12 protein-coding genes are annotated in these 13,210 nt (G+C 64.5%); 9 read left to right on the top strand and 3 right to left on the bottom strand.

The genetic code is table 11. The features are described from left to right. Window positions 1-453: 453 nt before the first annotated feature. Both ACFQDI_RS20435 and ACFQDI_RS20430 read right to left on the bottom strand, forming a co-directional pair. Complete coding sequence (locus tag ACFQDI_RS20435) at window positions 454-2,412, bottom strand: tetratricopeptide repeat protein (protein ID WP_377170343.1); 1,959 nt, start codon at window positions 2,410-2,412, stop codon at window positions 454-456. A 37-nt stretch (window positions 2,413-2,449) separates the two neighbouring features. Further along, window positions 2,450-3,832 (bottom strand): tetratricopeptide repeat protein, encoded by a 1,383-nt coding sequence (locus ACFQDI_RS20430; RefSeq protein ID WP_377170341.1) that lies wholly within the window; start codon window positions 3,830-3,832, stop codon window positions 2,450-2,452. Between the two features lie 254 nt (window positions 3,833-4,086). On the opposite strand from ACFQDI_RS20430, the gene ACFQDI_RS20425 reads away from it, so the two are divergent. From ACFQDI_RS20425 to ACFQDI_RS20415, 3 genes are all read left to right on the top strand, one after another. Continuing rightward, on the top strand, window positions 4,087-5,118 hold the full coding sequence (locus ACFQDI_RS20425) for a lipid A deacylase LpxR family protein (RefSeq protein ID WP_377170339.1): 1,032 nt from the start codon (window positions 4,087-4,089) through the stop codon (window positions 5,116-5,118). A 73-nt stretch (window positions 5,119-5,191) separates the two neighbouring features. Beyond that, entirely contained in the window at window positions 5,192-5,689 is a 498-nt protein-coding gene (parS, locus tag ACFQDI_RS20420; protein ID WP_377170337.1) for a type II RES/Xre toxin-antitoxin system antitoxin, read from the top strand. Beyond that, on the top strand, window positions 5,686-6,138 hold the full coding sequence (locus tag ACFQDI_RS20415; protein WP_377170335.1) for an RES family NAD+ phosphorylase: 453 nt from the start codon (window positions 5,686-5,688) through the stop codon (window positions 6,136-6,138). The genes parS and ACFQDI_RS20415 overlap by 4 nt, the downstream gene beginning before the upstream one ends. Before the next feature lie 389 nt (window positions 6,139-6,527). Here the strand turns inward: ACFQDI_RS20415 and ACFQDI_RS20410 are convergent, their stop codons facing one another. Then, window positions 6,528-7,535 (bottom strand): efflux RND transporter periplasmic adaptor subunit, encoded by a 1,008-nt coding sequence (locus ACFQDI_RS20410; RefSeq protein ID WP_377170333.1) that lies wholly within the window; start codon window positions 7,533-7,535, stop codon window positions 6,528-6,530. A 450-nt stretch (window positions 7,536-7,985) separates the two neighbouring features. On the opposite strand from ACFQDI_RS20410, the gene ACFQDI_RS20405 reads away from it, so the two are divergent. The 6 genes from ACFQDI_RS20405 (at window position 7,986) to ACFQDI_RS20380 (ending at window position 13,115) form a co-directional block, all read left to right on the top strand. Next, window positions 7,986-8,486 (top strand): hypothetical protein, encoded by a 501-nt coding sequence (locus ACFQDI_RS20405; protein ID WP_377170330.1) that lies wholly within the window; start codon window positions 7,986-7,988, stop codon window positions 8,484-8,486. Between the two features lie 17 nt (window positions 8,487-8,503). Further along, window positions 8,504-8,641 carry a hypothetical protein gene (locus tag ACFQDI_RS20400; protein ID WP_377170328.1) on the top strand — a complete coding sequence of 46 codons (138 nt, stop codon included), beginning with the start codon at window positions 8,504-8,506 and terminating at the stop codon, window positions 8,639-8,641. Further along, window positions 8,638-8,892 (top strand): hypothetical protein, encoded by a 255-nt coding sequence (locus ACFQDI_RS20395; protein ID WP_377170326.1) that lies wholly within the window; start codon window positions 8,638-8,640, stop codon window positions 8,890-8,892. The genes ACFQDI_RS20400 and ACFQDI_RS20395 overlap by 4 nt, the downstream gene beginning before the upstream one ends. A 220-nt stretch (window positions 8,893-9,112) precedes the next feature. Further along, a complete protein-coding gene (locus ACFQDI_RS20390) occupies window positions 9,113-10,309 on the top strand; it encodes an SGNH/GDSL hydrolase family protein (protein WP_377170324.1) in 1,197 nt (398 codons plus the stop codon). A gap of 340 nt (window positions 10,310-10,649) precedes the next feature. Then, complete coding sequence (locus ACFQDI_RS20385) at window positions 10,650-11,279, top strand: hypothetical protein (RefSeq protein WP_377170322.1); 630 nt, start codon at window positions 10,650-10,652, stop codon at window positions 11,277-11,279. 381 nt (window positions 11,280-11,660) lie between these two features. Further along, window positions 11,661-13,115: a DUF1501 domain-containing protein gene (locus ACFQDI_RS20380; RefSeq protein WP_377170320.1), complete on the top strand. Its 1,455-nt coding sequence runs from the start codon at window positions 11,661-11,663 to the stop codon at window positions 13,113-13,115. Window positions 13,116-13,210 lie beyond the last annotated feature (95 nt).

The raw sequence follows: 13,210 nt of genomic DNA, 5'->3' as shown, positions 1-13,210 counted from the left end.
AACACACGAGCTGGGGCGCGGCGCAATGTGCACACGCTGGAAGCTGCGAGCACGCGAGGGATCGGGACGATCCCTCTCCGCCGGAGGCGCTGGGAGTGCGCAAGCGCTGCGCATTGCGAGCACATCGAGCGCCGGAGGGGGATCATCCTGATCCCCACACACGGCGCGTCTTTGCACAAGGAACGCACTGCCTTGGGCTCGGCGCAATGTGCACACGCTGGAAGCTGCGAGCACGTGAGGGATCGGGACGATCCCTCTCCGCCGGAGGCGCTGGGAGTGCGCAAGCGCTGCGCATTGCGAGCACATCGAGCGCCGGAGGGGGGATCATCCTGATGCCCGCACACGGCGCGTGTTTGCACAAGGAACGCACGGCCTTGGGCGCGGCGGCATAGGCCCCTGCGCACACGCTTCGGGCACAGGTGTGCGCCGCTGGCTGCTGCGGCCCGGCGGTGCTCAGAGGCTCGTTTCGCTCTTGCGGGCGCGTGGCTTCCCGGCCTCCGCCACGGGCTCCAGCTTTTGGATCTCGGCGGCGGCACGCAGGCGCACCAGCGTCTTGGCGATCCGCTCGTTCGTCAGGTCGTTCTTCAGGCGTGCGGCCACCTGCTCTTTGACTTTTTCAAACGGCGGTGGCGGTGGCGTGCGGCGCTCCTCCACGCCGATGAGGATGAACAGCCCCGGCTCTTCGATGATGGGGCTGATCGAGCCCTTTTTCATCTTCGCCACAGCGGCGCGCACCTTCGGGCTCAGGCTCGTCACGGGCGTCCAGCCCCAGGCGCCGCCGTCCTCGGCATGGCTGTCCTTGCTCTCCGCACGCGCGATCACGGGAAAGCTCGCCCCTTTGGCGATCTTTTCGCGCAGCGCCTCGATGCGTGCGCGCGTGGCCGCATCGCTCTGGTGCAGCGTTTCGGGGATGGTCAGCGAGTACAGCTTCACCTCCTCCGGGCTGTCCCACAGCGTGCGGTTTTTCTCATAAAAGGCGCGCACCTCCTCGTCCGTCGCCTTCACCATGCTGGCGATGTGCACGCGCATGGCGGTGCTGTAGATCATGCGCTGGCGTGCCACGCGCAGCTTCTCCAGCGTCAGGCCGTCGCGCGCCAGCTCCGCCTCAAAGGCGGCGCTGTCTCCCTGCGCGGAGTTTTTGACCATGGCCTTGAAGTCCTGCTCCAGCAGCGTGGGGTTCACCGTCACGCCCACGTGGGCCAGCTCGCTGGCCAGCAGCTGCTGGTCGATGAGCGTGTCCAGCGCCGTGCGTTTGAGCTTCTGCGTCTCAGCCTCCAGCTTTTCGGGCTCGCCGGGGTGCAGCTGCTGAAACTCCGCCACGCCGGTCTTGATCATCATGTGCACGTCTGTGGCCAGGATGGGCACGCCGTCCACCGTGGCCACCGGGCGGTCTTTGAAGGGGGCATCCTTGGGCGCGGCCCGTGTCAGGGAGTCTACCAGCTGCTGGTAGAGCCGGGTGTCCATGTGCTCCGGGCCAAACAGCCGCTGAAAGCCCTCCTGCGCGCGCCGCGCGTAGGGCAGCGCCTCCTGCGGGCGGTTCTGCGCCCGCAGGCATGCGGCCAGGATGCCGCAGGTGCCCAGGGTGTCCGGGTGCAGCGCGCCCAGCACGCGCTGCTGCACGGGCAGCACGGCGCGCAGCCGCTGCTCCGCCTCCGGGCCCCAGCCCTGCGCCTCCACATTTTCCGCCAGTTCCACGCGCGCCTTCAGCGTCTCCGGGTGCTCGGGGCCAAAGAGGCGCGTCTGGATGGGCAGGATCTTCTGCCACAGCAGCCCGGCCTCGCCGTATTTTTTGTCCATCCGCGTCTTCAGCGCCTTGGCCGTCTGGGTGTCCAGGGGCTTGCGGTCCTTCAGGGGCACCTTGCCCTGGCTGAGGTTCAGCGCCTCGCGGTGTTCCCTGGCCGCCTCCGTGCTTTTTCCCAGGGCGTAGAGCACGCCGGAAAAGCGCCAGCGCACCTGCAGCGTCAGCGCATCCGCCGCGCCCAGCACACGCTGCGCCGTGGCTGCCAGCCGCTGGTAGTCCGGCTCCGTCTCCGCGTTTTTTCCGGCGGCCGCGCGTGCGGAGAGCAGGGCCGCCTCGCAGGCCAGCGCCTCGCGCTGCTCTGCGCCAAAGACACGCACGGCCACCGGCAGCAGCTCCTGCAGCCGGGCCTCCGCCTCGGCGGCGCGGTCCTGCTCCAGGATCACCTCCGCCAGCTTGAGGCGTGCGCGCAGCGTCTCCTTGTCCTCCGGCCCAAGGGTTTGGGTGCGTGTCTCCACCAGCGCCTGCGCCGCCTTTTCCCCCTCCAGCACCGGGCCTTCCTCCTTCAGCAGCGGCAGCGGCTCGCGGCCCTTTTTCCCGATCTCCTGCGCCTTCTGCGCCGCATGGCCGGGCGCGGTGGACAGCAGCAGCAGGCAGACGAGGAGCGGCTTCATGGCAGGGCGGAGGAGTGAAAAAAAGGGGAGGGCAGGCTCAGGCTTTGGTGCCCAGCGCCGCCAGGTGTTTGACGAGGTTTCCTGCGGCCTCCGTGGCCGGCGCGTCCTTGCCCAGCGTCTTGAGGTAGCCGGCGTGTGCTCGTCGTGCGTAGCTCAGCGCCTCGGGTATCTTGTCCTGCTGCATCAGGCACTGGGCCAGATTGTGGCAGGTCATCAGCGTGTTGGCGGCCTGCGCGCCAAACGTGCGCTCGCACGCTGGCAGCACCTGCAGGTACTCTTTTTCGGCATCCTCATGCCTCTCCAGGCGGGAAAGCAGCACGGCCAGGGAAATGCGCGAGGCCAGCGTGGCCTCCGTCTCCGCGCCGGACACCCGTGTCTGCAGCGCGATGATCTGGCGCAGCGGCTCCTCCACCGCGGTGTATTTTTCCTGCGCGATCTGCGCCCCGATGAGGTCGTTCTGGCAGCGCAGCGTGTCTGCGTGCTCCGCGCCCCGCACCCGCGTCATCACCGGCAGCAGCTCGCGCAGGCCCGCCTCGGCCTCCGCCCACTTTGCCTGGCGCGCCAGGATGACGGTCAGCGTGCTGCGCAGCCACAGGGTCTGGTCGTTCTCGGGTCCCAGGTGCCGTGTGAGCTCGGGCAGCAGGCTGCGCGTGAGCGCCTCCGCCTCGGCCATGTGGTCCTGGGAGATCATGGTATGTACGATGCCCGTGCCGCAGCGCAGCGTGTACCTGTCTCCCGCACCGCACACGCGTGTGAGCTCGGGCAGCAGCGTTTGCAGCATGGCCTGGCACTCCGCGTCCCGGCCCTGGCGCAGCAGCACCTCTGCCACCGCCAGCCGGGTCTCCAGCGTCTCGCGGTGTGCGGCGCCGTGCACGCGCGTGCAGAGCTCCAGCACCGCGCGGTTTTCCTTTTCCGCCTCGGGCAGCTTTCCCAGGCTGAGCAGCGCCGCGCCCAGCCGCCGGCGCGACAGCAGCGTCTCCGCATCCTCCGCGCCGAGCACCCGCGTCTCCGTGGCGATCAGCGGCAGCAGCTTTTCCGCCGCCTGCGCAAACTGTCCCTGGCTGCCGCGCGCCGCGATCAGTGCCGACTCGCAGCGCAGCGTCTCGCGGTCCTCCGCGCCCAGGACACGCCGCACCTCCGGCAGCAGCTTTTGCAGCAGCGTCTCCGCCTCGGCGTCCCGCGCCAGCTTGCGGATGATCTCCGCCTGCAGCAGCCGTGCGCGCAGCGTCTCCCGTGCCTCCGCGCCGTGGGCCCGGGCCGCCGCCTGCACCAGGGCCAGCGCGGCCTGCTCCGCCTCGGCATGGCGGCCCGCCTCGCGCAGCGCCAGCACTGCCGCATAGGTGCGGGCGTCGGCCTCCGCCGCCAGCGCCCACGTGCTCAGGGTGGCCAGCAGCAGGAGACAGGGCAGGGTGGGCTTCATGGCGGGCGCGCGGTGCGTGGTAGGCACCGGGATTAAATGAAGGACTCAGGCCCGTGGCAAGTCGCATTCTGCGGAAAGCGCCTCCCATGGCCCCGCTGCTCTCCGAGGGGCGCTGGTGCCGGGCCGCGCTTTGTTCTTGGCAAATCTGCCGTCTGAGTGACTGTACCGGGCTTTGGCAGATTCTCTGACTGGATAAGGGAGGCGGTGAGCTCCGGCTCTGTGCCGGCTCCGCACGCTCATCTCACGCACCACTCATGAAACTCATTTTTTCCACGCTCTCCACCGCTCTGCTGCTGCTGGCTCCGGCTCGGGGCCGCGCGGAGGCTCCCACGACTGCGGGCACCCTGGGCATCTACGTCGAAAACGACGCCTTTGCCGGCACGGACCGCTACTACACCAGCGGTGTGAAGATCAGCTGGACCTCGCGGGATCTCTCGCACCTCAGCGGCACGCCGCACGCCAGCATGCTGCTGCCGCTTTTTGACCTGCTGCCGGGCGTCCATGACACAAACTACCAGAAGAACGTCATCCACTCCATCGGGCAGGACATTTACACGCCGGACGACACGGAGACTTTCACGCCCTCGCCCACAGACCGCCCCTACGCCGGCTGGCTTTATGTTTCCAACGGGGTCGTATGGAAGACGGACCGTGTGCGCAACATTTTGGTGATGGACATCGGGGTGGTGGGCTCCTGGTCCCTGGCGCAGGAGGCGCAGCGCTATGTGCATGACGTGCGCGGCTTTGACCACCCCAACGGCTGGGACAACCAGCTGCACAATGAGATCGGCATCACGCTGGCTTACGAGCGCGTGTGGCGCTGGCCGCACCTGGTGAAGCGCAGCGGCCTGGAGTGGGAGCTGCTGCCGCATGCGGGTGCGACGGCGGGGAATGTGAAGGACTACGCCAATGTGGGCGGGGAGTTCCGCATCGGGCTGAATCTGCCGGATGACTATGGGACGCCGAGCATCGGCCCGTCTTCTGCGGCTGCCACGCCTGTCGATGGTGCGCTGGGGGCTGACCGCGGGTGGTTTCCACTGGGGTTTCACCTGTTTGCCCGGGTGGATGGCCGGGCTGTGGCGCACAACATTTTTCTCGATGGCAACACTTTTGGCAGCAGCCCTTCGGTGGGGCACAATGTGTTTGTGGCGGATCTCAGCGCTGGGTTTGTGATCAACTGGCGCAACACCAAGCTGGCCTATGCCCTGGTCTACCGCACCAAGGAGTTCAGCGCGCAGATCGCGCCCCAGGTCTTTGGCACGGTGTCGCTGAACTGGACGTTTTAGCGCCTGGCTGCAATCAACGGGATGAGGGACTTTGGCCTTGACTTGTTTCAAATGAGATGAATGATAGTCTCATATGAGAATAGAAGAAAACATCGTCCGGGAGGTGGCTGCGACTTACCGCAGCGGGGTGGACACACGCAGGGGGGGCGTCGTGGCCTACCTGGTGCAGGGGCCTGAGGAAAGGCGTGTGTCGCGGGAGTTCACGACGGCGGGGCTCATCCAGTCTCTGAAATGCGGCCTGCCGGTGCAGGAGCTGCATGATTTGCGCAGCAGCCTGGATCTCCCGATGGAGCGGCTGGTGCCCATGCTGGGGATCTCCAAGGCCACGCTGCACCGGCGCATGGCGGCGGGCAGGCTGGACCCGGCGGAGTCTGACCGTGTGGTGCGGTTTGCCCGGCTGCTGGGCAAGGCGGTGGAGGTGATGGAGTCCCGGGAGAATGCGCGTGCCTGGCTGAGTGCGCCGCAGCGGGGGCTGGGCGGGGCGGTGCCTCTGGAGTATGCGGAGACGGAGGTGGGTGCCCGTGAAGTGGAGGACCTGCTGGGCCGCATTGAATACGGTGTTTACTCATGAAGCTGCAGGCCTGGCGCATTGTGAAGGCAAAGCATGCCGCCTCTGCCTTCAGCGGCGAGGGGGCGCGGCTCTACGGCGGGCGGTGGAATTCCGCCGGGGTGAGCCTCGTGTACACCAGCGGCTCGAAGGCGCTGGCGGCGCTGGAGTCTCTCGTGCACCTCAATCCTCCGGTGCTCTTTTCCTACGTCATCATTTCGGTGGGGTTTGACGCGGCGCTGGTGGAAAAGGTTTCCGCCCTTCCTCCGGGGTGGAATGACATGCCGGCTCCGCCGTCCACGCGGGGGCTGGGAGATCTCTGGGCAGCGCAGCGGCGCTCCGCAGTGCTGGAGGTGCCCAGCGCCATCATTCCTGGGGAGTCCAACTTCCTGCTCAATCCTGCGCATCCTGACTTCGCGGCCATCTCCTTCGGTGTGGCCGAGCCTTTTGCGTTTGATCCCCGTTTGCTCTGATGGCCGCGGCGGCCTTTTTCCGGCGTCGGCGGCCCTGCTGCGTGGGCACTTGCGCGCCTTCCTGCAGGCCTGCGCCTGGCGCTGATTTGTGGGGGTGGGGTGTTAAAAAGGTTTGCTCAATTTAGCAAAATGATTCATTTTGCAGCGTGATTATACTACGAATAATCGGTGGTGTCATGGGTGCTATGTTTATTTTGTGCTCAGCATTTGTCCGAATAGAGCTCGACTTTTTGTCCCGCCTTTTTGTGGGGGTGTTTGGCCTTTGCATGGTCCTGACTGCGGCCCTTGCCCGGGACAAAACCATCGAGCGCTGGTTTGGCGGTCTGTAAAGAGTGGAGGGGCAGGGGGGGGCGGCAGCGGACTGCGGTTCCCTCCGCTGCCATGCTGGCTTACTCCGCCTTGTGCTTCAGGTTTGCATAGGCCTTGGCGGGTTCTTCAAACACGCCGGTCCAGGCCTTGTCTCCGTCATGCACTTGCTCAGTGCCTTCAAAGACGATCGTTTCATCTGCGCCCACGCCCTCTGTCACCACGTAGAAATCCTGCAGTTCGTTGGAGATGCTGACCCGACGCTGGCGCACCATGCCATCCTTGGCCACCACGTGCACATAGCGGTGCTCTGCGATCTCCAGCGTGGCCTGCCGCGGCACCAGCACGGCGTTCTTGATCGTCTCCCGCAGCTGCACGTTGCCAGACTCTCCGTGCCGCAGCAGATCGCCCGGATTGGGAAACACCGCATGCTGCGGCAGCGTGCCCGTGCGGGTGTTCAGCTCCGTTTTTTCCAGCTTCATCTGGCCTGCCGGTTCAAACAGCCGGCCATTTGCCAGCAGCAGTCTCACGCTCAGCCGCTCTCCTGCGGGCGTGGCGGCTGCGTATTCCTGGTACTGCGCCTCCGGCATGTTGAAGTCCACCTCCATCTCTCGGTTGTCAGACAGCGTCGTCAGCAGGTCTCCCTCGCGCACCGGGCTGCCGCCGTTTTTACGGAGCAGGCTCATCCGTCCGTCAAAGGGGGCTGCGATCACCGCGGCCTCCGGCTCCGTGCTTTTCGCCGCGCCCGGCGCATGCTGCACGATCTTGAACATCGGCTCTCCCTTTTTCAGGTTCTGCCCCTCGCGTGCATTCACCACCTCCAGGTAGCCGCGTGACTCGGCGCGTATCTCCATCCGCCTGCCGGACTTGACCTGGCCTGCATAAGTGCGCGTGATCACCGTGTCCTGCACGAGGGGCTTGCTCAGCACCAGCTTCGGCTCCGCGTGGTCGCAGCTGCACAGCAGCACTGCTGCCAGCAGTCCCGCACACAGGGCAGGGGCCCCGGCATTCATCCCGCACCACCCTTTCACCCTCCGGACCCTGGCATCTCCCAAACGACGGCTCATGGTGGAGTGGTCTGTGTATCTCATGATAGAGACAGGATACTGTGACGGATAACTCCAAAGTAAAATGCACAAAGTGTGCAGGCCTCAAAATAGGCAAAATGGCAGGGTTGAGAGTAAGTGGTTCTATAACTGGAATAACAAGACGCATAGGGTAAGTCCATGGCCTATGTCGGACATGCTGAAGAGTTCACTCACGCTAGGCGTTTGCGCTGCTGCCCACGCGGCCGATGCCTTTTCACAGGTGGCTGGCATCTGCCAAATCCTTTAGTAGCCATAGGCGCATGGCGTGGCGTGGGCAGGGTGTCTCTGCTTTTGAGTGTCAGCCGGTCCGGTTTCTTGGCTTGCCTGTGTCTTTGTTTTTCATTAAAAGCCGTCATTAATACAGGTGGCGACATCGGTTTAAGAATGCGAATGTGCCGAAGTCCGTCCTGCCGTATTGGTTGTTCAGACCGCACCTCCCAGCACCACCCCGCCATGAAACACAGCCTCCTCCTTCTCATTTCGCTGCTCTGCCTGACTGCCGCCGCCACCCGTGCTGCAGATGCCCCTGGCGGCGTGCGCGAGTTCAAAGACATGCTCAAGGACATCCCCTCCAAGGACATCCTCAAGCTCTCCGGCACCAAGAAACTGGAAGTCGCCAAGGAGATCTCCCAGAAGCTCACGCTCAAGGAGCACGGCAAGGACGGCACCTACAAAGGCAAGATCACCAGCATCGAAGTCTGGCCCTTTCCGGAGCGCGGCATCACCGGCTGGCGCCTTGCGCTGCAGGACACCTTCAAGCGCGGCGGAGACACCATCCTCGTCTGGGCCTGGGTGCATGTTTACACCGACCCCGATGGCGTCATGCCCAAGCTCAAGGAAGGCAAGGAGATCACCGTCACCGGCAAGATCAACCGCTCCGACCTCAGCATTACCGACGCCGGCCCCCGCCTGAATGTGGACCTCTTCGTCAACGCCATGCAGCCGCAGAAGTGAGGCGGCGCTCCACCACCATGCCGGACACCCCGCGCCAGCCCCCGGAATACAGACCTCCCAAAGGAGGCGTGCCGCTGGAGGACATCGTCGCCACCGTCATCCAGATCCTGGTCATCAGCGTGCTCACCGCCCTCGTGCTTCACCGGCTGAAATGACACCGCGTACGCCCAGGCCCAAGCCATCGGCGCCACCTTCGCAGCCGCTGCGCCTGTGGACCTGCTTGTTTTTCGTGCTCAGCGCGCCCGCTGTTTTGATCATGTTCCTTGGCGATGTCCTCGCCATGCCATTCGTGAGCCGCCGTCATCAAAGCGCGGGTTGCTGGCTGCTCTTCATGGCTGCCCGATGCCTCGCTCCCATCCTCGTCATCGGAGTCTGTGCGGTGTACCTTTTCAAACACCTCCGCTGACCGCCGCCCGTCTTCCTTTTCGCCACCGTCTGGGGTGCCGTCCTCGCTGGCTCCCTCCTCGTCCTCACCCGTACGCGGGACCTCCCCGCACCACCCGCCTTGGGGCAGGGGAGACAAGCAGCCTCTCCCCGGCATGACGGCTGCGGCCTTCGTCCCGGCGTATCACGGCGGCTTGCATCTGCATGTTGACGCCACCCTTCAGCAGCCAACCCTTCAGCCCATGACCAGCCTCCAGCCTCCCGCATTCCAGCCACGCCGCCGCCTCTCCCGTTTCTCCCTGTGCCATCTCTTTCGCTGCACCTGCCTCCTCGTTTCCCTCAGCCTCCTCAGCGCGCCGCCGGCCGTGCAGGCGGAGACGGACACTTCACGCGTCATCGCGGCAGATGATCCCAGCATCGGCTACTCCGGCTACGTTCACATGGAGCTCATATCGACTGAGTTGAGAGAGTTTGGGCTGGCGGGTGCGGAGCCGCGCACCACCAAGTTCGCCCGCTTTGACCGCCTGCTCGACATCCCGGGCAAAGGCTACCGCTGGGATAATCCCGGCGCGCGCATCCGCTTCCGCACCGATGCCACCCGCGTCGGGGCGCTGCTCCGCTTCAATGAGCTCCACACCTCCGCCAGCGCCCGCAACAGCAACGGCATCTACCTCATCGATGGTGTCACCCAGCCGGGCTGGACCTTCAAAACGAAGGCCACCACGCCCAAGCGCGGCGTCGAATACGTGGGGATTCAGATGCCCGCCCCCACCACTCCCGGATTCCACGACTACGAGATCGTCCTCCCCTACGGCGACTCGGTCGAGTTCCTGAGCGCGGATGTCAATCTTACCGCCCAGATGCAGCCACCGCCCGCGCCACCCGCCGTGCGCTACGTCGCCTATGGCGACTCCGTCACGCACGGCTTCACCGCCAGCGCCATCGACAAAACCTACCCGTATCTGGTAGCTCAAAAGATGGGCTGGCAGCTCATCAATCTCGGCCTCGGCGGCCGCGCCTCCAACGTGGTGGACGCCCACGTCCTCAAAACCCTCAAGGCCGACGTCATCAACGTGCTCATGGGCGTGAACGACTGGCAGGGCGGCGGCCCCGTGGAGCGCTACCGCAAAAACATGAGCGGCTTCTTCGATGCCATCCGCGCCGTGCAGCCCACCGTGCCCATCTACTTCATCACCACTCTTTACGTGCCCCCTTCCTGGAGCCCCAAGACCGCCACCACCGATCTCGAAGCCTACCGCCAGGCCGCCCGCGACCTCGTCGCCTCGCGCCAGGACCCGAATATGCACCTCATCGAAGGCCCCGCCCTCATCGACCACGACCCCAAGCTCTTCGACTCCGTCGCCGTCCACCCCAACGACCAAGGCTTCGCCCAGATGGCAGAACGACTGGCCAAGCAGATGGAGAAGGTGGGGAAGTGACCAACCTGCATCGTGATTTGCGCCTCCCGAAAGGCCAATCGTGTTCTGCCAAAGAAAACGCTTCAGGAGCGCGGGCCTCCGAGCCCGCAGCACGCCGCAAGCACACGCGATTATGAATCGTCCCTGACGCCATCGCTCGCTCATTCCCAAAGCGCTCGTGATTCCGCTGTTCTGACTTCAACCACACACGCTGCGTGCAGGCGGCCAGCTGCGGACTCAGGAGGTCTGCGCTCTAGGAATCTTTCCGCCTGCAACGCTTCAATTCGAGATGCATGCTCTTAACTGAGTGCCATTCTTGCCAGGGATGAATGGCACTTAATCGAGCCGTCCAAATGAAAGTATGAACAAATGGATCAAATACAGCCTGCTCCTCTTCCTGCCGGTGGGGCTGTTGCTATGGGCCTGTTTTGATCGAACAGCCTGGGACGAGGAATTCACCATTGAAGATGGCAGGCTTGGAACGGCTCGTTTCACGTACTTTGAGTGGCGTTTCTGGGGGCACCCTCATATCATTTCTTTTGGAGGTGGGACCATCTCTTGTGCCGGAACCTTTCGTCTTGATGGGCATCGCAGTCATTGGAAATCCATTCGCGACGAACGCGTCTTCACCGTGCAGTTCCGCGAGCAGCGGTGGTATGCCATCTCGCTGGATCGAACCCATATTCCCAGAGAGATTGTGATCAGGTTCTACAGTGGAAAAGACGGTGAAACGCTGCAGGAGATCGAGCCTCACGCTTACCCGCTCAAGCTCGCCATTCAAAACCTCTGGCTGCATGACCAAGACGTGGAGGTGCTTTCTGTCTTTAAGCCGGACAACTATTGGGCGCGCGAGAGCCTGTTGGCGAAAACGTGGTGGAAAGTGGTGCATGGGGAAGATGTCGAAGAAGTGAAGCAGGATTTTATTGAAAAGATCGCCGCCCAAGAGTTTCCCGGGAGAGTCAGCTTTTTGCCGCCGCAGCCACGCAAGTGACCGGCTAGGCTCCCGGAGTGAAATGCGCCTCCGGTCACACTGTCGCAGGCTCACCGATCCAAGTGCCATTCGTGCCTGCCACGCATGGCACACATTGAAGGGAGCGGGTCGAGAAATGAGCGCGGCAGGCCAACGAGTCCTTGGAGCGCCTTCTTTAGCAGAACTCAAAGGACCCTGCAGGAGGCGCAAAAACGAACGCCCCCACGCGCTTAACCAACGGCCATTCACACCTCGCACCTCTTTCTTCACCCACAGATCTGCCCCCCCCCCACTCCCCACGCACCTCCCCACGCCCGCGCATCACTCACCCGCTTCCTTCCCACCACGAAATCCGTCCCCGTTTTGCAACAACCCCCGCTCTGCCGCTGTAGATCTCCCACCATGAACCTCTGGTTGCAGCAGCGCAGCGCTCCGGTGCTCAGTCCCGATCGGCGGCGGCTTTTGAAGTCGATGTCGGCGGGCGTCCTCGGGCTGGGGCTGCCGGAGTGGCTGGCTTTGCAGGCGAGGGCGGGCAATGCGAGCGGCGCCGTGCAGCCCGGGCAGGCGAAGCGCGTGCTCGTCATCTATGAGGAGGGCGGCATCAGCCAGATGGACTCGTTTGATCCGAAACCCGACGCGCTGCTGGATCACCGTTCGCCCTTCAAGCCGATCCCCACGAGCGTGCCGGGCACGCATTTCTCCGAGCTCATGCCGCTCACGGCCAAGCAGGCGCATCGGCTCGCCGTCGTGCGCTCGATGACCTCCGCACCCACGGCGGGGCACAAGGAGTGCTGCCAGGAGTTTTTCAAAGGCTACCGCAACACCAACGCCTTCGACTTTCCCGACATCGGCGCGGTGGTCACGGAGCTCATGGGCACGGAGCGGCCCGAGATGCCGGGCTACATCTTTTGCCCCGGCATCAACATGCCCAATGCCGTCACCAGCACCGGCTTTCTGCCCGCCAGCCGCGCGCCGTGGAAGCTGGGCACCAAGCAGCTCGGCGAAGACCTCAGCGATCCCGCGTGGAAGGTGCGCTCCCTGGAGCTGCAGGCAGGGCTGGGGCGCGAACGGCTGCTCGAGCGCTTCCGCCTGCTGGAGTCGCTCGATGACGGTGCCATTGCGCAATCGACCGCCGGGCAGCTGATGAAGGGGCACACCAAGCATGCGCTGGATCTGCTCACGAGCGATGAAGCGAAGCACGCGTTTGATCTTTCGCGCGAGTCCGCCAAAACACGCGACCGCTACGGGCGCGATCATCGCGGCAGCTGCTACCTGCTCGGGCGGCGGTTGATCGAGTCCGGCGTGCGCTTTGTCACCGTCACGTGCATCCAGCCGCCGGAGCACGTGAAGCGCCCCGGCATCGGCCAGCCGGGCGGTGTGTTCCTCAACTGGGATCATCACGAAGGCATCTACAACAACGGCCCCTGCGGCGGCCCGCAGGGCAGCAGCAATCAGGAGCGCTACGGCCTGCCGCATCCGGTCATGATGCCCAGCCTGGACCGCTCCTTCAGCGCGCTGATCGAAGACATGCACGAGCGCGGCCTGCTGGCCGAAACGCTCGTGTGTTTCGTCACCGAGATGGGCCGCACCCCGCGCATGAACAAGAACGGCGGGCGGGATCACTGGGCGCGTGCCATGTCCATCGCTTTTGCCGGTGCCGGCTGTCCCGGCGGTGCCGTCATCGGCGCCACCGACCGCGAAGGCGGCGATGTGACCGATGCCCTCTACACGCCCTACGACTACGCCGAAACGATCTACCGCAAACTCGGTTTCAGCGAGAACCAGCGCCTCGCAAGGCCCAACGGCGTCGCCGTGCCCCTGTCCGACGGCGGCCGGGCGATCCGTGAGTTGTTTTGAGCGGATGCGGAGTTCGGAAAAACGGGGTCAGTGTGCAAATTATTGACAAAATTACAGCGCCCACACTGCTGCCTCCCTTTTTCCTTTTTACTTAC

The organism is Prosthecobacter fluviatilis (assembly GCF_042655725.1).
Classification (GTDB): domain Bacteria; phylum Verrucomicrobiota; class Verrucomicrobiia; order Verrucomicrobiales; family Verrucomicrobiaceae; genus Prosthecobacter; species Prosthecobacter fluviatilis.
This window is presented reverse-complemented; position numbering and strand designations above follow the sequence as displayed.